Source organism: Bacteroides sp. AR20, from assembly GCF_964250605.1.
GTDB classification, from domain to species: domain Bacteria; phylum Bacteroidota; class Bacteroidia; order Bacteroidales; family Bacteroidaceae; genus Bacteroides; species Bacteroides uniformis.
The window spans coordinates 23,361-45,972 of sequence record NZ_CAXUGK010000016.1 but is presented as its reverse complement, the minus strand read 5'-3'; the positions used below and the strand labels follow the sequence as shown (position 1 = coordinate 45,972).

The following is a 22,612-nucleotide window of genomic DNA, read 5'->3' as shown; positions in this document are numbered from 1 at the left end:
AACCAAGAAGAAGATGAACACCACCGTCACCCGATATGACACCGCCTTCTATGTGCAGGCACTGGACCGTTTCGTTGCCACCGGAGAGTGCGCAGAGACGGATACCGAGCCCTTGTATGCCTATCTACTCTCTGTGATGAACGACTCCATGGTCAAGGTGCAGGTGCTGGGCGATGAGGTCTGTGCACGTATCTTTTACGACACCATGATTCAGTTCATCCAATTGAACTTGGAGAAGGAGAGGTACCACCTCCGGAAAAGCCAGTCGGAACGGACCGGGATGAAACTCGTGCTGGAATGGTCCATGGCAAAGCGGAAAGACGGCTGGCAAGCCTTGCTCCAGCAGATTTCCGACAAATACCGGGAGTACGGCTTCGACTCCCGTTTCTACCGCAGCCACTTCGGTACAGAAGGAGGATATGCGGACGATGAAGTCTGGGAGAAAATGGTGGACGACTGGGAAGACGCCTTCCAACTGAAGATGCACGAAGAAAAGGAGAAAGAGATTGCTTTCCGCAAAGATGCCCTCGAGCGCAGGCTCCGTTCCAATCTGAAAGACATCCCCGAGTACATCCGCCAGAACCGGGTGGATAAGGACGAATTCTTCCAGACCTGGGGCATGATGAGCGGCTTGTGGAATACTGTCGACTTTGAGCGTATACGGAAAATCGTGCGCATCCAGCGCTCTTGCCCCGAGATAGTGAAAGTGGCCCGCAAGATGGGGCGTATGGCAGACGACGAAGGACGTGAGCAAATCCGCGTTGCCGAGGGAAACGTCTACAAAATGGAGCACTCCTCTAAATGTGACATCCTGGGCATCAGTACCGGCAACGACCTCAATGCTCTGCTTCCCATTGAGCTTGCCCATTCCGCCGACAGTGAACTGGAAGATTTGTTCGTCTACAAATACCTTACTCGCAAGCTCCAGACCTTCCGTTATAAATCGGAAATCATGCAGCCTGCCCGGCGCATCGAAACCAAGCCCGCCCGTCCCAAAGGTCCGATGATTGTCTGTCTGGACACCTCGGGAAGCATGGCTGGCAAGCCGGAGAAGATTACCCACTCCCTGCTGATAAAGCTCCTGGAGATAGCCGACCGTCAACGGCGGAACTGCTTTCTGATAGCCTTTTCCGTCTCCATCCATCCGATTGACGTAAGGAAAGAGCGGGCAAGGCTGCTCGAATTCTTCTCAAAGACAGCTTGCGGGGATACAGATGCCACCCGCATGCTGGAAGCCACGTTCCACCTTCTCAAAGAAGGCAAGGAGTATATGAATGCCGATGTGCTTTGGGTCAGCGATTTCAAGATTCCTCACTCTTCACCTGCCTTTATGGAGGAGATTCGCCGTTGTCGGGAAGCTGGTACACACTTCTACGGTCTGCAGATTGGCATCACGGACAATGAGTGGGCACCATTCTTCGACCATATCTATCGAGTAGAATATACTCCTTCGCAACAGTATTAAAAGTTGATATTTACGCCTCCCATCACCGTGGCTTTCGGCATGGGGAAGCCTGCATTGATTTCATAGCGTTGTGCCAGCAGGTTTTCACCCTTGACGAAGACGTCGGCAAAACTGCACAGACGGTAGTTGGCACGCAGGTTCCAGAGTACGAAGCTTTCCTGCTTCTCCTTACCCGGGGTGACCGAGGTATGGAGACCCTTCACGTATTGTATACCGGTAGATAGGCCCCAACGTCCTTGCGTAAAGTCCGCACCGGCATAGAGTTTGTGCTCGGGAGCCGCCAGTACCGGATTCTCCATGTGCAGCCAGCTATAATTGGCATTCATCTGCCAGTGGCGGTTGATGCGGTATCCGAGGTTGGTTTCCACACCCCAGTTCTCTATCTCGCCGGAGTTGACGTTCTTGCGCAGGGCAGGGTCCGTCATGATGATGTTGTCCCCGTTGATGTAGTAGAGGTTCACCCCATAGGACATGGGCCCTCCCAAAAGCTGCCCCGTAAAGGAGAGTTCATAGTTCATCAGGCTCTCCGCTTTCAAATCGGGGTTCTGTGGAGGGAACATGTACATCTCCCGGATGGTGGGGTTACGGAATCCTTTGCTCACCATTGCTTTCAGTTCTGCCTGTCGCGGCAGATGGAAAGCCAGTCCCCCTTGGGGAATCCATTCCGTGCCTACGTGCGAATGGTGGTCTATGCGGACACCGGTGTCCAGTGAAAGCCAGCTGTTGATGTCCTGCCTGAAATCCACATAGCCTGCAAATTCATCCATCTGCTTGTCCACACCGGGGATATGGTCGCCAATCTGCTGTCCGGGTTTTGCCTCGTCGATGGCGACAACCTTGTTCCAGGACTCTCCGCCGAAGTGCTGGTAATCGAAACCTACGGTCAGGCGGTTGCTGGTGAAGAGCGTGGCGCTTTGATACCACGATATGCCCAGCATCCGGTCCTTGGAGTTGAAGTGCGACTTCTGGGGCTCTCCTCCGGGATGGTAGCCGTCATTAATCCTGTGCCGGCCCCAGTTATAGAAGAAGCTCACGGCGCCGGAAGTACAGTCGTAACGATTTTCCAGTGCGAAGGAGGTCATGCCGCGTGTGATGCGCGAGTCGTTGTCTATATACGGATTGTCGGCTTCGCCGGGATTGGAGGCGTTGAAGCGGGTGATGTTCACGTCGCCCCACAGCTTCCAGGTGTCGCTGAAGTCGTATCCCAGTTTGGCATAGCCGCCATACTGCTCAAACTCCATGTCGTCACGGTGTCCGTCGGTACGGTTGTACGAGCCGGTCACCACGCTGCTGAAACGCCCTTTCCTCACGCGGTTGGAGACTTCCGTCTGCAGGGTATTGTAGGAACCGTATCCTATCTGCGCATTGGTTTTCACCCCGTCCTCCTGCATCTTGCGGGTGACGATGTTGATAACCCCGCCCATTGCATTGGACCCATAGAGGACGGAGGCGGGACCGCGCAGCACTTCCACCCGTTCGGCCATCATGTTCTGGTAGGCGTCGGCGATGGGATGCCCCATCAGGCCCATGTATTGCGGATGTCCGTCTATCAGCACCAGCAGGCTGGTCGTAGGTCCTCCGGCTGCGTTTACTCCGGCGCCTATACCGCGCAGGCTCATGCCTCCTGCGGCTCCCGTGGATACGCCGTAGCCCATGATGCCGCGGCTTGTGGTGAAAAGTCCGGGCACCTGCTCGGTCAGTGCAGGCAGGATGGAGGGCTGGTAGGTCTGTTCCAGTTGCTGGCGGCCCACTACGGAGATGGTCATTGGCAGGTGGCGGATGTCTGTTTCATTTCTTGTCCCGGTCACCACGACTTCATCAAGCTTGTAGCTTTTCAGCCGGAGGCTGTCGGCAGGTGCGGACAGCATACTACCCGGAAGGGCGATACTTATTAAAATTGCGGTTAAAATCTTTTTATTCATCGTTTATTTATGGTTCTTTTTGCAAAGTTATACAAAAAGAAGAATCTGTATATGATTGGTAATCCTTAAAATGGACAACCAGGGTTGAAGATAAGTCCGTTAAAGGGTTTCCTGCTTCAGCGTTTCCACAAATCGGTCTATCTCCTGCAGTTTCGCCGGGATGTCGATGCCTTGCGGACAGTGCGGGTTGCATTGGCCGCAACCGGTGCAGCGGTTGGCTTGGCGGAGACGGGGAACACTGCGGTCATAGCCTATCAGGAAGGCGCGGCGTGCCTCGCGGTAATTCTCGTCTTGGCTGTTCTGCGGCACGTTGCCCTCGTTGATGCAGCGGTTGTAGTGCAGCAGGATGGCTGGAATATCCAGCCCATAGGGGCACGGCATACAGTATTTGCAGTCGTTGCACGGCACGGTGGGGTATTGCAGCATTCGCTGGGCGGTATCTTCCAGTAGGGTAAACTCCTCTTCCGTACATGGAACAAGCGGGGAGAAGGTACGCAGGTTGTCTTGCAGATGCTCCATGTACGTCATTCCGCTCAGTACGGTCAGCACATCGGGGAAAGTACCTGCAAATCGGAAGGCCCAGGAAGCCACGCTCTCCTGCGGGCGGCGTTGTTTCAGACGTGCCATCAAGTGGTCGTTTAGGCGGGATAGGCGTCCGCCCAGCAACGGCTCCATGATAACGGCGGGAATGTTGCGCTTCACCAGCTCGGCATATAGGTATTCGGCATCCGTGTTGCGGGTATTCACTTCTTTGGCATGCCGCCAGTCTACGTAGTTCAGTTGGATTTGTACGAAGTTCCATTTCAGTTCGTCATGGCGAGAGAGCAGGTAGTCAAAGACTTCGATATCTCCATGATAGGAGAATCCGAGGTTGCGAATACGTCCGGCTTCGCGCTCTTTCAGCAGGAAGTCCAGCATGCCATTGTCCAGATAGCGGGAACGGAGGGCTTCCATGCCGCCCATGCCGATGCCGTGCAGCAGGAGGTAGTCGATGTAGTCCACTTGCAGGTCACGGAAGGAGCGGTGATACATGGCAAGGGACTCTTCGCGGCTGTGCGTGCTGGGACTGAAGTTGGACAGCTTTGTGGCAAGGAAGAATTTCTCCCGTGGGTGGCGTTTCAAGGCAATGCCCGTGGCGCGCTCCGACAGACCTTGCACATAGGCGGGAGAGGTGTCGAAATAGTTCACTCCGTGAGCAATGGCATAGTCTATCAGGTCGTTCACGGCTTCCTGGTCTATTTCGTCTCCATTCCCATCGGCACGTTTCCGGGTGGGCCATCGCATGCATCCGTATCCCAGCAGAGAAACCCGGTCGCCCGTGTTGGGGTTGGTACGATAGGTCATCTTGCCGGTTGGTATCTCGCCCAGTGCGGCCGATTCGCTTTCCCCGTTGTTCTTGTTGCCCGAACAGCCGTATAGGGCTGCTGCCGAGGCAAGCGTTCCTGCACCGGCGAGTTTGAAGAAATCGCGGCGGTTTATCTTGTTCTTATTGTCTTCTTTCATTGTGATAGGACTGAAATTATAAATGGATATTAGGGTGATAAAGCTGCTTCAGACAGTTCTGTGCATCACATGGCCTTCCACATAAATGGCACTGAACGGACGCGACGGACAAAGGTTCTCGCATGCTCCGCATCCGATACAGCGTTCGGCGTTGACTACCGGTATCTTGATGGAGGCTTCGTCTTCCGGGTCTGAAGGAACCATCTGTATGGCACCGGCCGGACAATGGCGGGCACAGTTCCCGCATTCCATCTTGTCTGTGATGCAGATGCAATTCTCCTTAATCCATACGGCATGACCGATTTGGACGGCCGATTTCTCGGCGAGGCTTGTCAGATGGATGGCATCGGTAGGACACACCTCCGCACACTTGGCGCATTCGGGGCGGCAGTAACCGCGTTCGTAGGACATTTCCGGCTGCATCAGTTTTGTCAAGTCCGAAGAAGGACGGAGCACTTGGTTGGGGCATACCGATACGCAGAGCTGGCAGGCTGTGCAGTGTTGTGCAAAGTGGCGGGCGCTCAGTGAGCCCGGAGGAGTGATGGGAGTGGCGCGCTCGGGGATTTTTTTGTCCTCGATGACAGCCAGTCCACCGTCCACTTTCTTCTCCTGCGCCTTGAGGGCTGCCGTAGCAGCAAACACGGCAGTTGTAGAGAGAAATGCGCGGCGGGCGTCGTTTACCTGCTCCGGTGCCACGGAGGTTTCCTGGGAGACAGCAGCGGAGGCCGGCTTGCGGCGTGTGTAAGTGATGGCACCTTTCCTGCACTTGTTGATACAGTCCATACATGCCACGCAACGACTGTAATCTATTTCGTGTGCCTTGATGTTGATGCACGATGCCTTGCAGTTGCGGGCACAAAGTCCGCAACTGTTGCACTTCTTTGTGTCAATCACCGGTTTCAGCAAGGAATACTTCGAGAGGAAGCCAAGCACTGTACCTACCGGACAGATGGTGTTGCAATAGGTACGTCCACCTCGCCATGCCAGCACGATGAGGACCACCAGAGTGACCGTGGCAATCAGCAGGGTAGGGAGACTCTTCATCCATACATCCGTTTCATAGAAGGCATAGCTGTCAGCACGTTCGGCCAGGTAGGCCAGTCCGTTGTTTGCCCACTGGTAGAGTGGGGAGAAAAGGCTGGAAACGATGCGCCCGTATGAGCTGTAAGGGGCCAGCAGCACGACAAAAGAGTTCAGTCCGCCGATAATGGCAAGTACGAATACTCCCAGCACACCATAGCGTAGCCATTTCAGTGCAGGCGAGTAGCGGAAACGGTTCTTCTTCCGTTTGGCGGAGAGCCAGGAAACAATGTCCTGGAATACTCCCAACGGGCAGATGACGGAGCAGTAGATGCGTCCGAATACCAAGGTCAGCACTGCAAGAAACAGCACTACACCGATGTTCAGTGCCAGCACGGCCGGCAGGAATTGTATTTTCGCCATCCATCCGAACCAGGCATGCAGTGTTCCCGTGAAGTCGAGGAACAACAGCGTGATGAGTGCGAAGAAGATGACGGCAAGGGTCAGTCTGATGGTACGTAGCATAAATGTATTGTATAGCGGTTAGTATTCGTTCTTTATACCTTTTTTCCCATCTCGTAGGCTTCGTGCATGGAAGGCTTGTCGTTTATCTCGCCCACCTTCCAGGCACCCACGCCATAAATGGTGCCGCATTCTTTGGGCTCTTCCAGGCAGTCGAGGAAGCCACGGAAACCATCGATGGTACGCTCCATCATGGGGACACTTTCTTCGGCGGCGGCGATGATGAAGTAGAACTCCTTGTCCTTTATTTCAAGGTAGCGTGCGCAACAACGGTCAATCAGTGTCTTCATCTGCGCGCTCATGGTGTAGAAGTAGACGGGGGTTGCCATGACGATGACGTCGGCGGCAATCATCTTTTCCACCACTTCGGCGGCATCGTCCTTTTGTGGGCAGGGTTTGCCGTACATGCTGCATACGCTACATCCCGTGCAGTAGTTGATGTGCTTGTCTTTCAGGAAAATCTTTTCTACTTGATGTCCGGCTTCTGCGGCACCGCGCATGAATTCGTTGCACAAGAGGTCGGAGTTTCCATTCCTGCGGGGACTGGAGGAGAGGATTAATACTTTTTTGCTCATATTCGTTGTTCGTTAGTTAGTAAATGATTACGTGCTGCAAAAATAGGCAGGTTTTATGAGAATGGCAGTATACAAATTACGGTTGTTGTTACCTAAATTACTGATTCATTCCAAAAGTATCTCCCGTTCGATGCCGGTGTCTTTCAGAAACTCCCGGTCGTGGCTGATGGCAATTACGGTGCCGGCGTAGTCGCGTATCGTTGCCGTTATTATTTCTATACTCTCGATGTCCAGATTGTTGGTGGGTTCGTCCAGAATGAACATATCCGGGGTATTGTCGGCAATCATCAGGCAGCAGAAGGAGAGGCGCATCTTTTCGCCGCCACTCAGTTTGCCGCACGGCTTGTTCCACACGTCGCGGGGAAAGAGGTAACGGTTGAGGATGGTTTTCACTTCATGTTCCGGCAGGTGGCGGTGGTTGAAAGCTTCTGCTTGTTGGAGTACGCTGCGCTCATTACGGACGAGGGAGTATTCTTGGTCCAGATAGACGGAGGTGAAGCCGGCACGCTCCATCACTCCGTCGGTGGGGTGCAATTCGCCCATGATGAGTTTCAGCAGGGTTGTTTTTCCACTGCCGTTTTTTCCTTTCAGGCTGAGGCGGTCGCCGCTTCTTAGCTGGAAGGTGAGGGGAGAAGCCCAGAGACTCTTTGCAGCCGTCTCCGTGTGGGGTGTTTCTGCGGGGGAGGCTGTATGGTCGGGATAATGGAAGTTGACGTTCCTTGCCGTAATCAGAATCTTGCCCGTATGCAGATGGGAGGTGTTGAAGTCTGTTTTCAGCTTGTCCGTCTGCGACAGTAAACTTTTGATGCCTGCCATTTCCGTCTGCAGCTTTTCCGCTTTCTCCGCATGTATGCTGCTGAGTCTGCTACTGCTGTTTTCCGCATTGTTTTTCAGTGCTCCCATCATGATGCGGGGAATCCCCTTTTTAATGGAGTTTTTTTCTCCCCGCACATTCTGTTTGGCCTTCCGTTCTTCTACTTCGCGTGCCACTTTGCGTACAAGGCGCAGGGCTTTCTGCTTCTCTTCTAGTTGTTGGGTGAGGGCGTTTTGTTGCAGGGTCTTCTGTTTTTTGTAGAAGTCGTAGTTTCCGCTGTAATACGTCAATCCCTGGGAGGAGAGTTCGCAGATGGCAGGCAACTGATTCAGTAGCGTGCGGTCGTGACTGATGACGAGCACGGTAGCCGATGTCCGTCGTATCAAGTTATACAGACGTTCCCGTCCATCCGCGTCCAGATAGTTGGTCGGTTCGTCCAGCAGGATGGCTGTTGGGTTGTGCAACTCCATGCCTGCCAGGAAGATGCGGGTCTTTTCGCCGCCGCTAAGTCCTTCCATCGGACGGGAGAGTGTGATACCGTCCAGTCCCCAGCTGTCGAGAGAAGCCTGGGCGCGTTCTTCCACGTTCCAGTCATCATTGAGCGTATTGAAGTGCTTTTCGGTAGCGTCACCGCTTAGGATGGCATGCAGGGCAGATAGCTTGTGGCTGATTCCCAAAGCTTGTGCTATTGTCTGCCGGTCGTATTGTCCGAAGTGCTGGGGCACGTAGTACAGATGTTCGGGGCGTAGCACCGTTCCCGAACTTGGTGACAAGTCTCCTGCCAAAATGCGCATGAGGGTAGACTTGCCGCAACCGTTATTTCCGGTCAGGGCTATTTTATCTTCGGAGTTGATACTCAAGTGGAGGTGTGAAAACAAGATTTCCTTATCTGCATGGATATAGCTAAGGTCTTTAATGATAAAGCTCATAAGTTTCTACTGTGTTTTTAGAAGTAAGAATGATAGGGGAGATGCAAGCATTCCCCGAAATTGAAATTCTCGAAGGGGAGGGGTACGGACAAACACAGCATTGGCTAAACATCTATATAGGTGATGCTCAGCGTTCAGTCTGAAAAAGCATGTTGATAGTGATGTTTACCGAAACGTGTTGTCTTTAGTCGGATATTCTCATCGGTGGAATTAATTGGTTAGTGGGTGCAAAGGTAATGATTTCCACTGAATAACAAAGGTTTTTTGCGATATTAATATCGTGTCGTCAAGAAGTTAATATCGTGTTTGCAAGAAATTAACTTCCTGCAGACACGATGTTAATACTTTATTGGTACTGTTACTTCATGGCCGAAGCATCGAACGAGAGTGGCAGTAATTCTCCCACATTCTTCAGCTCGTAGATTCCCTTTTTGCCATATAGCAACACCCTCATGGGATGCTTGAAGCGCTTCTCCGTTTCGAGCATCACTTGCCGGCAGGCGCCGCAGGGAGGGATGGGAGACTCCAGGAATTCGTTGTGCTCGTTGCGTGCGGCAATGGCGAGGGTGGTTACCGCCTGGTCGGGATGTTGGGAGTTGGCATAGAATAGGGTGGTACGTTCTGCACACAGCCCGGAAGGATAGGCGGCGTTTTCCTGGTTGGTGCCGGTCACTACAATACCGTTTGCCAGTCTGGCCGCAGCTCCTACCGAGAAGTGGGAGTAAGGGGCATAGCTGCGGTTGGTAGCCTCGCGGGCGGCATCCATCAGTTCGCGGTCGGCGGCATCCAGTTCTTCATAGTCGTATATCTTGACGGCGATTTCGATATTTAATTCTTTCATAAGGCAAAGGGTTATATTGTAATTAATGTTACAAAGATAGAAAAGAGATTGGTTATTTCAATTCTTTTACGGACTTTTGTGCAGAACTCAACATTTTAAGCATGAAACGGATTTTCAGACTGACTGCTATCATAGCATTTCTTTTTATTTCCATTACAACAGTGCAGGCACAACGCCGGAATGCCCGCTACAATGAGTATATCAAACAGTATGCCCCCCTTGCCGTGGAGCAGATGCAGCGTCATAAGATACCTGCCAGCATCACGCTGGCCCAAGGGCTGTTGGAGAGCGGTGCCGGATACAGCGCGCTGGCGCGCAAGAGCAACAACCACTTCGGCATCAAGTGCGGAGGCAACTGGCGCGGACGGACAGTGAGGCATGATGACGATGCCCGCAATGAATGTTTCCGCGCTTATCGCAATCCGAAAGACTCTTATGAAGACCATTCCGATTTCTTGAAAAGGGGAGCACGTTATGCTTTTCTTTTCAAACTGAAGATTACGGACTATAAGGGTTGGGCGCGCGGCTTGAAGAAGGCTGGCTATGCTACCGACCCGTCGTATGCCAACCGACTGATAACCATTATCGAGGATTATGAACTGTATAAGTACGACAGCCGTGGCATGAGCAAGCGCGATGCCCGCAGCTGGGAGAAGGAACTGAAAAAGAAGCCTTGGCTGGCCAATCCGCATCAGGTGTACATTGCCAACGATATAGCTTATGTAGTGGCACGCGACGGAGACACCTTCCAGGTGTTGGGCAAGGAGTTTGACATCAGCTGGAAGAAGCTGGTGAAATACAACGACCTCCATAAAGAATATACACTGGAGGCGGGAGACATTATTTACTTGAAAGAAAAGCGCAAGAAGGCCGCCAAACCCCATACCGTTTACATAGTGAAGGATGGCGATTCCATGCACTCCATTTCCCAAAAGTACGGCATTCGTCTGAAGAACCTTTATAAGATGAATCGCAAGGATGCGGAATACGTGCCGGAGATTGGCGACAGATTGAGATTAAGATAAAGAAGCTATCCGAAAATGTACAGGGTGTCCGAAAACGGACACCCTTCTTTTTTCTTTTTTCGCTTACTTTCAGGGGTTTATGATTTTGGCATGGATTTAGTATATATTAAGCGTTATGTTCGCAAACGATAAAATTTAAAGATATGGATAGAGAAATTCCGAAAGAAGTGCGTAATAAAGAACGCAATAAGAAAATCATCCGCTACGGTACTATCGGCGTGGCAGGTATCGTAGTGGTCAGTGTACTCATTTCATTGATGCGTACGGGAGTGAAGGAGAAAGACCTTGTTTTCTCCCAAGTGGGCAAAGGTACGATTGAAGTCAGCGTCAGCGCCTCCGGCAAGGTGGTCCCGGCATTCGAGGAAATCATTAACTCGCCCATCAATACCCGCATTTTGGAAGTGTACAGAAAAGGTGGCGACAGCGTGGATGTAGGTACCCCCATCCTGAAACTGGACTTGCAGAGCGCCGAAACCGACTACAAAAAGATGCTGGATGAAGAGCAGATGCGCAGCTACAAGCTGAAACAGCTGAAACTCGACAACCAGACCAAGCTGACCGACCTTCAGATGAAAATCAAAGTCTCCGCCATGAAGCTGGACCGCATGAAGGTGGAACTGCGTAACGAGCAGTACCTCGATAGCCTCGGTTCCGGCACCACCGACAAAGTGCGCCAAGCCGAACTGAGCTACAACGTAGCACAACTGGAATACGAGCAATTACAGCAGCAGTATGCCAACGAGAAGGAAGTGCTGGCTGCAGAATACCAAGTGCAGGAACTGGATTTCAGCATGTTCCAGAAGACACTGGCCGAAACCAAACGTACGCTCGACGATGCGCAGGTGCGTTCGCCCCGGAAGGCCATCCTTACTTATATCAACAATCAGATTGGTGCCCAGGTTCCCGAAGGCTCACAGATTGCCGTCATCTCCGACTTGAGTCACTTCAAGGTGGAAGGCGAGATTGCCGATACTTACGGTGACCGTGTGGCTGCCGGCGGCAAGGCCATTGTGAAGATTGGCAGCGAAAAGCTGGAAGGTTCCGTAAGCAGTGTTACTCCGCTTTCAAAGAATGGCGTCATCTCCTTTACCGTGCAGTTGAATGAGGACAACAACCGCCGACTGCGTTCCGGTCTGAAAACCGACGTCTATGTGATGAATGCAGTGAAGGAAGACGTGATGCGCATAGCCAATGCCAGCTATTATGTGGGACGTGGGGAGTATGAACTTTTTGTACGCAATTCCGACAAGGAAATTGTAAAGCGCAAGGTGCAGCTGGGCGATTCCAACTTTGAGTTTGTAGAAGTGGTCAGTGGCTTGCAACCGGGTGATGAAGTGGTGGTGAGCGATATGAGTAACTATAAGAACAAGAATAAGTTGAAGCTAAAATGATAAAGGTTTACTTGAAACAAGCCTGGGAGCTGTTGAAGCAGAATAAACTGTTCAGCATGCTCTACATTGTGGGTACGGGGCTGGCCATTGCCATGACAATGATTATGGCGGTGGTGTATTATGTGAAGATTGCGCCCGTCTATCCAGAGGCAAACCGCATGAATACGCTTTACCTCAGCAATTCAAAATTCACGCAGGGAAGCGGCAACAATACCAGGACCATGCAATGGGCTGTTTCCTACAAGGCACTGCAAGACTGGTTCTATCCCGTAGAGAATGCCCTTGTCGTTTCGGCCGAGCTGCATAATGATTTGTCGGAAAACAGTTATATACAGCCTGCCGACCGCAGCGGTGATTTTCCGGTTATGGTAAAGTTGACAGACCCTGCTTTTTTCAAGATATATTCTTTCCAATTCCTGGAAGGTAGTCCATTCACGGCATCCGACCTGGCAAGTGGCATTTCCACTGCTGTCATTACCGATGATTTGGCACGCCGCTTGTTCGGTACGACGGAAGAGGTAGTAGGACGCTCGTTCAGCCTGAACTATATCGACTATCGGGTTTGTGGGGTGGTGCGCAGTGCCAGTTACCTCACCTCTAAATCCTATGCACAGCTTTATATACCTTATACGGTGTCGCCCGATTACAGCACTCCCAAGTACGACCTTCCCTATCTGGGAGCTTTCAGTGCTACCTTTCTGGTGCAGGACAGTAAGCAGGGAGATGCTCTGCGGGCTGAGATAAAGGAAATCTGCCGCAAGGAGAATCTTATGCATCCCGATGAATGGAAAGTAGATTTCTGGGAGCAGCCCACCTTCCATCTGTTGAGTGTCTTCAAGACTTATGCAAGTATGGAGTTTGACCTTTGGGCCACAGTGCGCCACTTTCTGCTTGTCCTGCTCGTATTGCTGTTGGTGCCTGCCCTGAATCTGAGCGGCATGATATCGAGCCGTATGGAGGGACGTCTGGCAGAGATGGGCGTGCGGAAATCGTTTGGAGCCGGACGTAAGATACTGCTTTCACAAGTGATGTGGGAAAACCTGCTGCTGACCGCACTGGGCGGAGCATTGGGCTTGCTGCTGGCATGGCTGGCACTTTACGTGGGACGCGAGTGGATATTTACGGTATTCGACAGTTGGCCGAATATGGTACCCGAAGGGGTGGATGTCCGCGTATCGGGTGAAATGCTGTTTGCTCCGCTGGTTTTTCTCGCCGCATTGGCGCTGTGCGTCGTGCTGAATCTGTTGTCGGCCCTTATACCGGCGTGGTATTCCTTGCGGAAACCGATTGTGAACTCACTGAATGAAAAACGATAAGACACGGGAGGTTGGTATGTTTAAGTTAATATGGAAGAATCTTTGGGCGCGCCGCCGCAAGAACGGATGGTTGTTGGCCGAATTGATATTGGTGAGTATCATCAGTTGGGTTGTATTGGACCCGGTGATTGTGGTCACGCACGATCGTAATATCCCGTTGGGCTATGATGCGGAGCGGCTTTGCCTCATTTCATTGGGCGCATTGCAGCCCCAGGCACCGGGATACGATGCCGAAGCGCAGGACTCTGCTACGTTGGTGGACAACTATTATAATTTGGTGCGTTATGTCAAGGACTTTGACGGTGTGGAATCGGCCACTCCCGTGCTGGGATTCTGTTATCCCAATTCTTCGGGAAGTTCGAATAGTCAATTGTTTGCCGAAGGGGATACGATTCCCTTATCTATTATGATGATACAATTTTTGCCTCATACGAACTTTTTCGATACGTATGGTTTCCGTTCCGGTAAGGGGCGGACACCCGGACAGCTGTCCGACTACGCCTATGCCCCGAATGACATTGTACTGACGGAGAATGCTGCCGAACAGTTGTTCCATACCAAAGACGCGCATGGCAAACGCTGTATAAGCAGAGACCATGGAGATACCTTGTACATGCCGGTTGTCGGTACGATAGGAGCCATGAAGATGTATAGCGAGTGGCGTCCCGTCCCCGTTGCATTTATGCCGATGCTTACCATCGATACAAGTTATATCCCTGAAAGTGCCCATATCCTGGTACGTCTCAAAGAGGGTGTCAGCATGGAGCGTTTTCTGCACGATTTCCGTCCTTGGATGGTGAAGGAGATGAGGCGGGGCAATCTGTTTGCTCGCAGTGTCCGTTCCTATGAGCAGATTATAACGGAGAGCGAAGCCAGCAATTCCACACCGATTTACCGCCGTAATCTGGCGATGGCGGCTTTCTTCCTGGTGAATCTTTGCCTGGGTGTCATCGGTACCTTCTGGTTGCAGACACGTACGAGGCGCGAGGAAGTGGGAGTGATGCTGTCGTTCGGAGCTACACGTAGTGACATTGTCCGCCTGCTGATGGGCGAAGGCACGGTATTGACCGTGGTCGCTTCACTGACTGGTTTTCTGCTTTATTTGCAATATGCACTGAAAGAAGGGCTGGCCAAAGGACAGAATTGGGTGGAGAGTACAGAGAGCTATTGGGTGTCGGATTTCACCTCGCATTATCTGCTCGTGTCGCTCGTCATCTTTCTGATACTGCTGGTGGTAGTGTTGGTGGGAATCTATATCCCAGCGCGCAACATCAGCCGCATTCCACCTACGGAAGCTCTGCGTGACGAATAGATGAAAACGGACAAGGTGTTCATTTTCGGACACCTTACTGCATGTATAAATAGCAGATAATCAATAATAAACGGTTTTGGCACAACTTTTGACCTCTTGAAACAGAAATTGTGCGGAATAGAAACGGAACAGAATAATAACAATTAAATACTTACCATTATGATTAAGTTAACTGGCATCAACAAGATTTATCGTACAAACGAGATTGAAACCGTGGCATTGGAAAATGTAAACCTCGAAGTGAACAAGGGAGAATTTCTCAGTATCATGGGACCTTCCGGTTGCGGAAAATCTACGTTGCTGAACATTATGGGTTTATTGGATGCACCCACCAGCGGTACCATCGAAATAGCCGGTACGAAAGTGGACGGCATGAAGGACAAGGAGCTGGCTGCTTTCCGTAACCAGAAGCTGGGTTTTGTGTTCCAGTCTTTCCATCTGATTAATTCGCTGAATGTGCTGGATAATGTGGAGCTGCCTTTGCTGTATAGAAAGGTGTCTGCCAAGGAACGCCGTCATCTGGCGGAAGAGGTATTGAAGAAGGTCGGTTTGAGCCACCGCATGCGTCACATGCCTACACAGCTTTCCGGCGGTCAGTGCCAGCGTGTAGCCATTGCCCGTGCCATTATCGGCAACCCGGAGATAATCCTCGCCGATGAGCCCACCGGTAACCTGGACTCCAAGATGGGTGCCGAAGTCATGGAACTGTTGCATCAACTGAACAAGGAAGACGGACGTACCATCGTGATGGTGACCCACAATGAAGAGCAGGCCAAACAGACCTCACGTACCGTCCGCTTCTTCGACGGACGTCAGGTGGAATAATTACTGCTTAACAGCCAACTGTCAACTATTAATTATCAACTATCAATAAATGAAATGCAAACCGTAAGACAAGCTTTTACAATCTTGAAGCAGAATCCGCTGCTAAGTACGATTTCCATATTGGGTACGGCCTTTGCTATCACCATGATTATGGCTATTGTGATTACTTGGCAGACGAAATATGCTGACTTGGAACCGGAAGTGAACCGCAGTCGGTGTCTTTACTTTTCCGCTATGCACGTATACGACAAGGAAAAGGACGGCAATAATAATTGGAGTAATCCTTCGGCGGCATTTATGAAAGAATGCGTGCAGCCGGTGCCCGAAGTGGAATACTGTACGGCATTTTCCCCAGCCGGTTTGTCGTTGGCTTCGTTGACTGACGGTAACAATCGGGTGAAAGTGGATGCTATGCGGACAGATCCCGACTTCTGGAAAGTGTTCAGCATGCAGTTTCTTGCCGGACGCGGCTTCAGCGAAGCCGACCGTGCTGGAGAAAGCAAGGCTGTAGTAGTTTGTGCGTCTGTAGCGCGGAAACTGTATGGAAGTACAGATGTAGTGGGACAGGAATTCCTGCTGAACCGGGAACTTGCGCGTATCGTGGGAGTGGTGAAAGATGTTTCCGTCACTGCTAAGGATGCATATGCACAAGTATGGGGTATGTACAGTGCCGACGAACTGAAAATTACCGGAGTCCACAGTTATTTGGGAGGCATGCAGATTGCTGTATTGGCACGTACATCCGATGACTTTCCTGCCATCCGGGAGGGCATTGCCAAGCAGGTGGAACGTGTTAATGCCGGATTGGGTAATAAACAGATAGACATCATGGAACAGCCGGACAATATCGTGGCGCACGTCAACCACGTATGGGCTAATGTAGGGCCAGACTTGACAATGCTTTATCTTCAATATGCCGTAGCTTTATTTATCATTTTGTTGGTACCGTCACTCAATCTGTGTGGCTTGAGTAACAGCCGCATGCAGCAACGTATTACTGAATTAGGTGTACGTAAGGCTTTTGGAGGAACGAAAAGTGTGCTTGTGCGGCAGATACTGAACGAAAATCTGATGTTGACATTACTGGGTGGAGTAGTGGGACTGCTTTTCAGTTATTTGGCAGTATATGCCATGCGTATGTGGCTGTTCACCAATAATCAGAATGTGGGTACGTCGGGCGAGTTCAGCTTGAACATGGAGGCGCTGTTTAGTCCGTGGGTATTCCTGCTGGCATTTGTTTTCTGTGTGGTCATCAATCTGTTGAGTGCGGCACTGCCTGCATGGATAGCGGCACGGCGCACTATTGTAGATTCTTTGAATGATAAATAGAAGGAGGTACTTGATATGAAATTTACGATACATAACTTACGTATGATAAAGGCACGCTTCAGCAGTAACGGCTGGGTATTGGCTGAATTGTTCTTGGTATTCATCGTGATGTGGTTCCTCTGTGACTCACTGGGATGCATGAAATATACTTTCTACCGTCCGCTGGGTTATAATATTGAACATGTCTATAAATTATCCACCGTTGTAGGTGGAGAAAGTCGGGATACGAGTCTGACTGATGCCGATAAATATCTGGGTATATTGGCGAAATTGGAACAAGAGCCTTCCGTAGAGGCAGCTGCCCTTTGTTATTGGAGCCTTCCGATGAGTGGCAGTAATAGTTACAATGCGTTGGTTGTGCAAGATACTTCCTGGGTGCAAGGACGCTGTATTTATACGACTGGAGGATATATGGATGTTTTCCGGATAAGTGAGGACCCGCGTCACCCGTTCCGGGACACTCCCGCAGGATGGAACAATGTGACACTGAGTAATGCCGCTTTTGAACGTTTTCGTAAGAAAATGCCGGAGTTTTCGCAGACTACGCCGTTAGGTAATGGTGATTCTGTTACAATCATCAAGCAGATGGGGAAGACCGGTGCTTTCCGTTCCTATCGTTATGGAGTTGAGGAACCTTGGTTCTTTTATCATTTGGGAGAGAATATGATTAAGGCAGAGTTTGCCGACAATTGGTCGCAGATTGTTTTCCGCGTGAAGCCTGCTGCCGACGGACCGGATTATCGGGAGAAGTTTCTGCGCGAAATAGCGCCTAAACTGGACACGGACAATGCGTTTGTGGCAGATGCCGCTCCCTATACTGAACAACAGTTGCAGTTCGAGGTGATGAATGGCGATACGGATAAGGTGAACAGTCAGGCTGTGGTGGTGCTCTTCCTGCTGGTGAATGTATTTTTGGGGTTAATAGGCACCTTCTGGTTCCGTACTCGCCGCCGCCGTTCGGAGATAGCTCTACGGATGGCGATGGGCAGTACGCGTGGCGGTGTGTTTCGTTTACTGATAGGTGAGGGGTTACTGTTATTGGCGTTAGTGACATTGCCTGCCATGGTTGTATGCTACAATGTGGGGATGGCGGAATTTACTATAGGACGTACCTCTCTCATATCCACTTGGCCGATAGAGTGGAGTGTGATACGCTTCCTTGCAGGTTCTCTAGGGGCTTGGTTACTGATAGCTCTGATGGTAGTGATTGGAATATGGTTTCCGGCACGGCAGGCTATGAAGATTGAGCCGGCAGAGGCGTTGCATGAAGAGTAGTATGAAAAACAATAGAGGATTAACAATAAAAAAGAAGAAAAATGAAAACTAATATAGTAGGTATTATCATTGCATTGATATTGACATTTGTAGGTATGCTGAGTGTTTATGCACAAGATACCAAAGTGAGTGAAGTGCGCAAAGTGGATGCCTTTTCGTCCATTGAGATAACGTCTGTGGGAACAATTTATTTTACACAGAGTGACACTTATTCTTTCAAGATTGAAGGTAAGGAGAAGCACGTGAAGAATACAGAAACCACAGTGAAGGACGGCTGTCTGCTGATAGGCTTCAAGGATAGGAAAAACAAGAGCATGAGAAATCAGAAAGATGGCGTGACCATTTGGATTTCGGCTCCTGATTTGAAGAAGGTGGAGTTTACCGGTGTAGGGGAATTCAATTGTGAGAAGCCCTTGAAACTGGATGAAGTGTCATTTGAGGTAAAGGGAGTGGGTGAAGTGAATGTATCCGATTTGACGTGTGACGAGCTGAAAGTTACTTTACGCGGAGTAGGTAGCGCCGATATTCATGTAGTCTGCGATTATTTGACTGCCAGAATGAGTGGTGTGGGTGACGTCACTTTGAGCGGAACTGCCGGGCATGCTGACATTTCTAAAGGAGGCATAGGCGGAGTGAATACATGTAACCTGAAGGTGGGCCGTTGAGTAGCGGTAACACCAATCGTAAATAGTAAATCGTCTAATCGTAAATATCAATATGATAAAGCAATACTTCACACAAGCCTGGGCACAGTTGCGGCAGCAACCGATGATTAGTGCCGTCAGCATAGCCGGTACGGCACTTGCCATCTTCCTCATCATGCTGGTGGTGATGATGCAGCAGGTGAAGGTAGCTCCGTTTGCTCCGGAGAGCAACCGCGACCGCTTTCTACATGTGCATTATATGAGCATCACCAACAAAAGCTGGGGAGAGGGAAACAGTTCCAACGGACCGATGGGGATAAAGACTGCGCTTGAGTGCTTCAAATCGCTGAAGACCCCCGAAGCAGTAACGATTTATACCTGTATGGTCATTTCTACCCCCGTGAATCTGCCGGGACAACCTGCAACGGGTATCGACCTGTTGCAGACAGATGATACTTTCTGGCGTGTGTTTGATTTCTCTTTTGTTGCCGGGAAACCTTATGACCAGGCTACATTCGATGCCGGACTACCCGTAGCGGTAATTACGGAAAGTGTAGCGCGCAGGTTATTCCAGACAACGGAGGCTGTTGGTCGCGAATTCCTTTTGAACCATGCTCCTTATACAGTGTCCGGTGTAGTGAAGGATGTTTCTACTTTGGCCAACACTGCCTATGCGCAGGTATGGGTGCCCTATACTTCTACTGAGATAACGAAAAGCACATGGAGTGATGAGCATATGGGGATGATGAGCGTTACCATTCTGGCGAAAAGCCGTGATGATTTTCCCGCTATTCGTGAGGAGACGGAACGCCGCCGTCAGGAGTACGACACTGTAATTGGCGAGAATGGTTATTCGTTGATTTACCGTAACCGTCCTTATGACCAGGAGAAAAATGCCGCAGGAATGGCTGCCAACATCGAACCGGACGTGGACCAGGCACGCAGGCAGCGTCTCATTATCTTCATCATTCTACTGATTGTTCCTGCCATCAACCTCAGCTCGATGACGCAGAGCCGTCTGCGCCAGCGTGTGGCAGAGATTGGTGTGCGCCGGGCATTCGGTTCAACGAGACTGGAACTGATGGGGCAAATCATTGCAGAAAATCTGGTGGTGACATTGCTGGCAGGGGTGATGGGATTGTTGCTGAGTGTAGCATTCGCTTATTTGGGAAATACACTGCTGTTTGCGCAGGAATTCAGCCAGACGCTGAGTCCTCCGGCAGTGGATGCAAGCATATTGCTGCATGGCTCCACCTTTGGCTGGGCGTTGTTGTTCTGCTTTGTGCTGAACTTACTAAGTTCCGGTATTCCCGCATGGCGTGCATCAAGAATAGGGATTGTAAATGCATTGGGCGGACGTTTGCATAAATAACTCCATCACAAAACATTAATCATTGAAGAAAATGACTAAGAAACTTCTTACACAGATAAAGAATGAATGGCTCTCAAACCTATGGTTGGTGTTGGAGTTATTGGTAGTGAGTGTAGTGATGTGGTACGTGGTAGACTATCTCTACACGCGCGCCGCCACCTATCTGGAGCCGAGAGGCTTTAATATAGAGCACTGCTACCTTATAGAGTTGGGGGAACTGACACCCAAAAGTCCCGACTACATAGCCGGGCATACCTCTCAGCAGACCCACGATGACATAGCCGAGTTGTTGGAGCGTCTGCGTCGTCGGCCGGAGATAGAAGCGGTCAGCCTTTCGCAGAATTCGTATCCTTACAACGGAAGCAATTCAGGCGCTGAAGTAAGCTATGACACTTTGCGTTCTCCCGGTTGGACCATCCGCAGGTTAGTGACACCGGACTTTCCCCGTGTATTCCGCTATCGGGGCACGCGTGGCGAGACACCCGAACAATTGGCTGAAATGTTGGAGCGCGGGGAGTTTATGGCTTCGGATAACCTCTACCGGAAATACGACTGCCGGATGACAGATCTCGTAGGCCAGCGGTTCTATCTTTTTGGTGATACTACGAAGACCTACCGGCTGGGTGCTGCACTGCAAAATGTACGCTATCACGATTATGACCAGGCGCGAAGCTCATATTCCATGATGGTGAAGCAGAGTTTCTACTATATCGGTCTCGAACTTTGTGTCCGCGTCCGTGAAGGGCAGGACAATGACTTCATTGAGAGGCTGAAGGCAGACAGTGAGAGCCAGTTCCGCATAGGCAATATCTTCATTTCGGAGATACGTTCTTTCAAGGATATTCGTCGCAACTACCAGCAGGCATGGACCAATGACATCCGTAACTATGTGATGGGTATGGGATTCCTGCTGCTGAACATTTTCCTCGGCTTGCTCGGAACATTCTGGTTCCGTACGCAGCAACGCCGTTCGGAGATAGCACTGCACAAAGCGCATGGAGCGACAGACCGTGCCATCTTCAGCCGGCTGCTTAGTGAAGGGATATTGTTGTTGGCAATTGTCACCCCCGTTGCATTGCTCATCGATTATAATCTTGCACACCTGGAGTTGAACTCCTGGAGGAACGGTACGACGTTGGAGTGGGACCGCCTGCTGCTATGTGCCGCCATCAGCTTTGTGCTGATTGCCCTAATGATTGTCATCGGTATAGGTATTCCCGCCCGCAAGGCGATGAAGGTGCAGCCTGCCGAAGCATTGCACGATGAATAGAAAGCTATGAAACAAATTTTAGCTCTTATCCGCCAGAATCCCTTTTTCAGTGCTGTTTCCGTCATCGGTACGGCAGTGAGCATCACCTTTGTCATGGTCATTTACATGGTGTATGACATCCAGACGGCTGACTTAGCTCCCGAGTCGCGCCGCAGTAGTATGGTATATTCCTCTTATGGATACTCTTACCGCAAGTCCGACCACAGCAATTCCAATACGGGCATGTCTTATCGGGCTGTCAACGCTATTTTCGCAGAACTTCCGGGTGCGGAACTTGTCACCTATCTGGGACCTACCTATCTTAGATACTGTGGGGATTCGCCCGTGCGGGGAATGCGCCGTACGGTTCGTCAGGTGGATTTGAACTATTGGCGTGTCTACGATATCCCTCTTGTGGCGGGCCGTCTTTTCAGTACCGAAGAGTTCGATGCTTGCCGGGATGTCGTGGTTATAGGCGAACAGCTTGCTCGCGAAGCTTTCGGGTCTGCCGAAGCAGCCATTGGCAAAAATTATTTTGTCAACTTTCGCCCTAAGCGCATTGTCGGGGTCACCAAGGATGTGAGCTCTCTGTTCACATTTGCCTATGGAGAGTTGTGGATGCCTTATTCCACCCGGGATTCCGGTCTGGGCAGTGAAGGGCTACGGGGAGATTTCGAGGCTGTGGCCCTTGTCAAGCCCGGTGTCGGCAGAGAGGAACTCAAGCGGCAGATAGAACAGTCGCTTGCCCGCTTCAACGAGATACTGGTCGAATATGAACTGGAGCTTCCCGACCTCAGCACCTATACGGAACGGCAGTTCTTCCGTAATGACACGATGAGTCCTGCCGTAACCTGCATCATCCTGGGTTTGATATTGCTTATTGTGCCCGCTATCAATGTCAGCGGACTTATATCTTCGCAAATGTCCCGTCGCATGGCTGAGCTTGCGGTAAGGAAAGCATACGGCGCCAGCCGTTCTACCTTGATGGTGCAGTTGCTCCGCGAGAACCTGGCCTTGGCATTTGCCGGCGCATTGCTCGGTTTTCTCTTTTCGTGCATATTCCTATGGCTGGGTAAGGACTGGATGCTTGGCGATGGTGCTCCCGGAACGAATTTTGATGTAAGCGTCTGGCTCTTCCTCCGTCCTGCGGTTTTCGTGGCTGTATTGGTGGTGTGTCTGTTGTTCAACCTGCTTTCTGTGTTTATTCCTGCCTGGCATGCCACCCGTCGCCCTATAGCCGAGGTTCTTGGCGGAGAATGAGCGGATAAACGAATCCCAATTAA

18 protein-coding genes are annotated in these 22,612 nt (G+C 50.9%); 12 read left to right on the top strand and 6 right to left on the bottom strand.

The window, feature by feature from the left end; all coding sequences use genetic code 11:
* Nucleotides 1–13: 13 nt before the first annotated feature.
* Nucleotides 14–1,465 (top strand): hypothetical protein, encoded by a 1,452-nt coding sequence (locus ACESTD_RS09885; protein WP_195207828.1) that lies wholly within the window; start codon nt 14–16, stop codon nt 1,463–1,465.
* On the opposite strand, the gene ACESTD_RS09880 is transcribed toward ACESTD_RS09885, so the two are convergent.
* The 6 genes from ACESTD_RS09880 to cdd form a co-directional block, all read right to left on the bottom strand.
* Nucleotides 1,462–3,333: a TonB-dependent receptor gene (locus ACESTD_RS09880; RefSeq protein ID WP_373158841.1), complete on the bottom strand. Its 1,872-nt coding sequence runs from the start codon at nt 3,331–3,333 to the stop codon at nt 1,462–1,464. The genes ACESTD_RS09885 and ACESTD_RS09880 overlap by 4 nt on opposite strands.
* A gap of 153 nt (nt 3,334–3,486) precedes the next feature.
* Nucleotides 3,487–4,890, bottom strand: coding sequence for an aldo/keto reductase (locus ACESTD_RS09875; protein WP_329779400.1), 1,404 nt, complete (start codon nt 4,888–4,890; stop codon nt 3,487–3,489).
* A 48-nt stretch (nt 4,891–4,938) separates the two neighbouring features.
* Nucleotides 4,939–6,435: a 4Fe-4S binding protein gene (locus tag ACESTD_RS09870; protein ID WP_217291473.1), complete on the bottom strand. Its 1,497-nt coding sequence runs from the start codon at nt 6,433–6,435 to the stop codon at nt 4,939–4,941.
* A 32-nt stretch (nt 6,436–6,467) separates the two neighbouring features.
* A complete protein-coding gene (locus tag ACESTD_RS09865) occupies nt 6,468–7,007 on the bottom strand; it encodes a flavodoxin family protein (RefSeq protein WP_022400806.1) in 540 nt (179 codons plus the stop codon).
* A 105-nt stretch (nt 7,008–7,112) separates the two neighbouring features.
* The gene (locus ACESTD_RS09860; RefSeq protein WP_217291472.1) at nt 7,113–8,750 is read right to left on the bottom strand and encodes an ABC-F family ATP-binding cassette domain-containing protein; all 1,638 of its coding nucleotides are present in this window, start codon (nt 8,748–8,750) and stop codon (nt 7,113–7,115) included.
* 358 nt (nt 8,751–9,108) lie between these two features.
* Entirely contained in the window at nt 9,109–9,591 is a 483-nt protein-coding gene (gene cdd / locus ACESTD_RS09855; RefSeq protein WP_005831168.1) for a cytidine deaminase, read from the bottom strand.
* Between the two features lie 101 nt (nt 9,592–9,692).
* Between cdd and ACESTD_RS09850 the strand changes: the two genes are divergently transcribed.
* From ACESTD_RS09850 to ACESTD_RS09800, 11 genes are all read left to right on the top strand, one after another.
* Nucleotides 9,693–10,616 (top strand): glucosaminidase domain-containing protein, encoded by a 924-nt coding sequence (locus tag ACESTD_RS09850; RefSeq protein WP_016274394.1) that lies wholly within the window; start codon nt 9,693–9,695, stop codon nt 10,614–10,616.
* A gap of 143 nt (nt 10,617–10,759) precedes the next feature.
* Complete coding sequence (locus ACESTD_RS09845) at nt 10,760–12,007, top strand: efflux RND transporter periplasmic adaptor subunit (RefSeq protein WP_281220489.1); 1,248 nt, start codon at nt 10,760–10,762, stop codon at nt 12,005–12,007.
* Nucleotides 12,004–13,323 carry an ABC transporter permease gene (locus ACESTD_RS09840; RefSeq protein WP_329779401.1) on the top strand — a complete coding sequence of 440 codons (1,320 nt, stop codon included), beginning with the start codon at nt 12,004–12,006 and terminating at the stop codon, nt 13,321–13,323. Before ACESTD_RS09845 ends, ACESTD_RS09840 begins: the two co-directional genes overlap by 4 nt.
* A gap of 16 nt (nt 13,324–13,339) precedes the next feature.
* Entirely contained in the window at nt 13,340–14,635 is a 1,296-nt protein-coding gene (locus ACESTD_RS09835; protein WP_008664747.1) for an ABC transporter permease, read from the top strand.
* A 159-nt stretch (nt 14,636–14,794) separates the two neighbouring features.
* The gene (locus ACESTD_RS09830) at nt 14,795–15,460 is read left to right on the top strand and encodes an ABC transporter ATP-binding protein (RefSeq protein ID WP_005831162.1); all 666 of its coding nucleotides are present in this window, start codon (nt 14,795–14,797) and stop codon (nt 15,458–15,460) included.
* A 54-nt stretch (nt 15,461–15,514) separates the two neighbouring features.
* Nucleotides 15,515–16,789: an ABC transporter permease gene (locus ACESTD_RS09825; protein ID WP_005831160.1), complete on the top strand. Its 1,275-nt coding sequence runs from the start codon at nt 15,515–15,517 to the stop codon at nt 16,787–16,789.
* A 15-nt stretch (nt 16,790–16,804) separates the two neighbouring features.
* Nucleotides 16,805–18,064: an FtsX-like permease family protein gene (locus ACESTD_RS09820; protein WP_005831158.1), complete on the top strand. Its 1,260-nt coding sequence runs from the start codon at nt 16,805–16,807 to the stop codon at nt 18,062–18,064.
* Nucleotides 18,065–18,105: 41 nt separating this feature from the next.
* Nucleotides 18,106–18,729: a GIN domain-containing protein gene (locus tag ACESTD_RS09815; RefSeq protein ID WP_005831156.1), complete on the top strand. Its 624-nt coding sequence runs from the start codon at nt 18,106–18,108 to the stop codon at nt 18,727–18,729.
* Nucleotides 18,730–18,781: 52 nt separating this feature from the next.
* Nucleotides 18,782–20,080 (top strand): ABC transporter permease, encoded by a 1,299-nt coding sequence (locus ACESTD_RS09810; protein ID WP_005831154.1) that lies wholly within the window; start codon nt 18,782–18,784, stop codon nt 20,078–20,080.
* 31 nt (nt 20,081–20,111) lie between these two features.
* Nucleotides 20,112–21,350, top strand: a complete 1,239-nt coding sequence (locus tag ACESTD_RS09805; RefSeq protein ID WP_008664742.1) for an ABC transporter permease — start codon at nt 20,112–20,114, stop codon at nt 21,348–21,350.
* 6 nt (nt 21,351–21,356) lie between these two features.
* Nucleotides 21,357–22,589: an ABC transporter permease gene (locus ACESTD_RS09800; RefSeq protein WP_055288606.1), complete on the top strand. Its 1,233-nt coding sequence runs from the start codon at nt 21,357–21,359 to the stop codon at nt 22,587–22,589.
* Nucleotides 22,590–22,612: the final 23 nt, after the last annotated feature.

Bases quoted from the DNA above. Each gene is read 5' to 3' on its own strand.
- ACESTD_RS09885 (WP_195207828.1), top strand. From the start codon at position 14: ATGAACACCACCGTCACCCGATATGACACCGCCTTCTATGTGCAGGCA.
- ACESTD_RS09880 (WP_373158841.1), bottom strand. From the start codon at position 3,333: ATGCTGTCCGCACCTGCCGACAGCCTCCGGCTGAAAAGCTACAAGCTT.
- ACESTD_RS09875 (WP_329779400.1), bottom strand. From the start codon at position 4,890: ATGAAAGAAGACAATAAGAACAAGATAAACCGCCGCGATTTCTTCAAA.
- ACESTD_RS09870 (WP_217291473.1), bottom strand. From the start codon at position 6,435: ATGCTACGTACCATCAGACTGACCCTTGCCGTCATCTTCTTCGCACTC.
- ACESTD_RS09865 (WP_022400806.1), bottom strand. From the start codon at position 7,007: ATGAGCAAAAAAGTATTAATCCTCTCCTCCAGTCCCCGCAGGAATGGA.
- ACESTD_RS09860 (WP_217291472.1), bottom strand. From the start codon at position 8,750: ATGAGCTTTATCATTAAAGACCTTAGCTATATCCATGCAGATAAGGAA.
- cdd (WP_005831168.1), bottom strand. From the start codon at position 9,591: ATGAAAGAATTAAATATCGAAATCGCCGTCAAGATATACGACTATGAA.
- ACESTD_RS09850 (WP_016274394.1), top strand. From the start codon at position 9,693: ATGAAACGGATTTTCAGACTGACTGCTATCATAGCATTTCTTTTTATT.
- ACESTD_RS09845 (WP_281220489.1), top strand. From the start codon at position 10,760: ATGGATAGAGAAATTCCGAAAGAAGTGCGTAATAAAGAACGCAATAAG.
- ACESTD_RS09840 (WP_329779401.1), top strand. From the start codon at position 12,004: ATGATAAAGGTTTACTTGAAACAAGCCTGGGAGCTGTTGAAGCAGAAT.
- ACESTD_RS09835 (WP_008664747.1), top strand. From the start codon at position 13,340: ATGTTTAAGTTAATATGGAAGAATCTTTGGGCGCGCCGCCGCAAGAAC.
- ACESTD_RS09830 (WP_005831162.1), top strand. From the start codon at position 14,795: ATGATTAAGTTAACTGGCATCAACAAGATTTATCGTACAAACGAGATT.
- ACESTD_RS09825 (WP_005831160.1), top strand. From the start codon at position 15,515: ATGCAAACCGTAAGACAAGCTTTTACAATCTTGAAGCAGAATCCGCTG.
- ACESTD_RS09820 (WP_005831158.1), top strand. From the start codon at position 16,805: ATGAAATTTACGATACATAACTTACGTATGATAAAGGCACGCTTCAGC.
- ACESTD_RS09815 (WP_005831156.1), top strand. From the start codon at position 18,106: ATGAAAACTAATATAGTAGGTATTATCATTGCATTGATATTGACATTT.
- ACESTD_RS09810 (WP_005831154.1), top strand. From the start codon at position 18,782: ATGATAAAGCAATACTTCACACAAGCCTGGGCACAGTTGCGGCAGCAA.
- ACESTD_RS09805 (WP_008664742.1), top strand. From the start codon at position 20,112: ATGACTAAGAAACTTCTTACACAGATAAAGAATGAATGGCTCTCAAAC.
- ACESTD_RS09800 (WP_055288606.1), top strand. From the start codon at position 21,357: ATGAAACAAATTTTAGCTCTTATCCGCCAGAATCCCTTTTTCAGTGCT.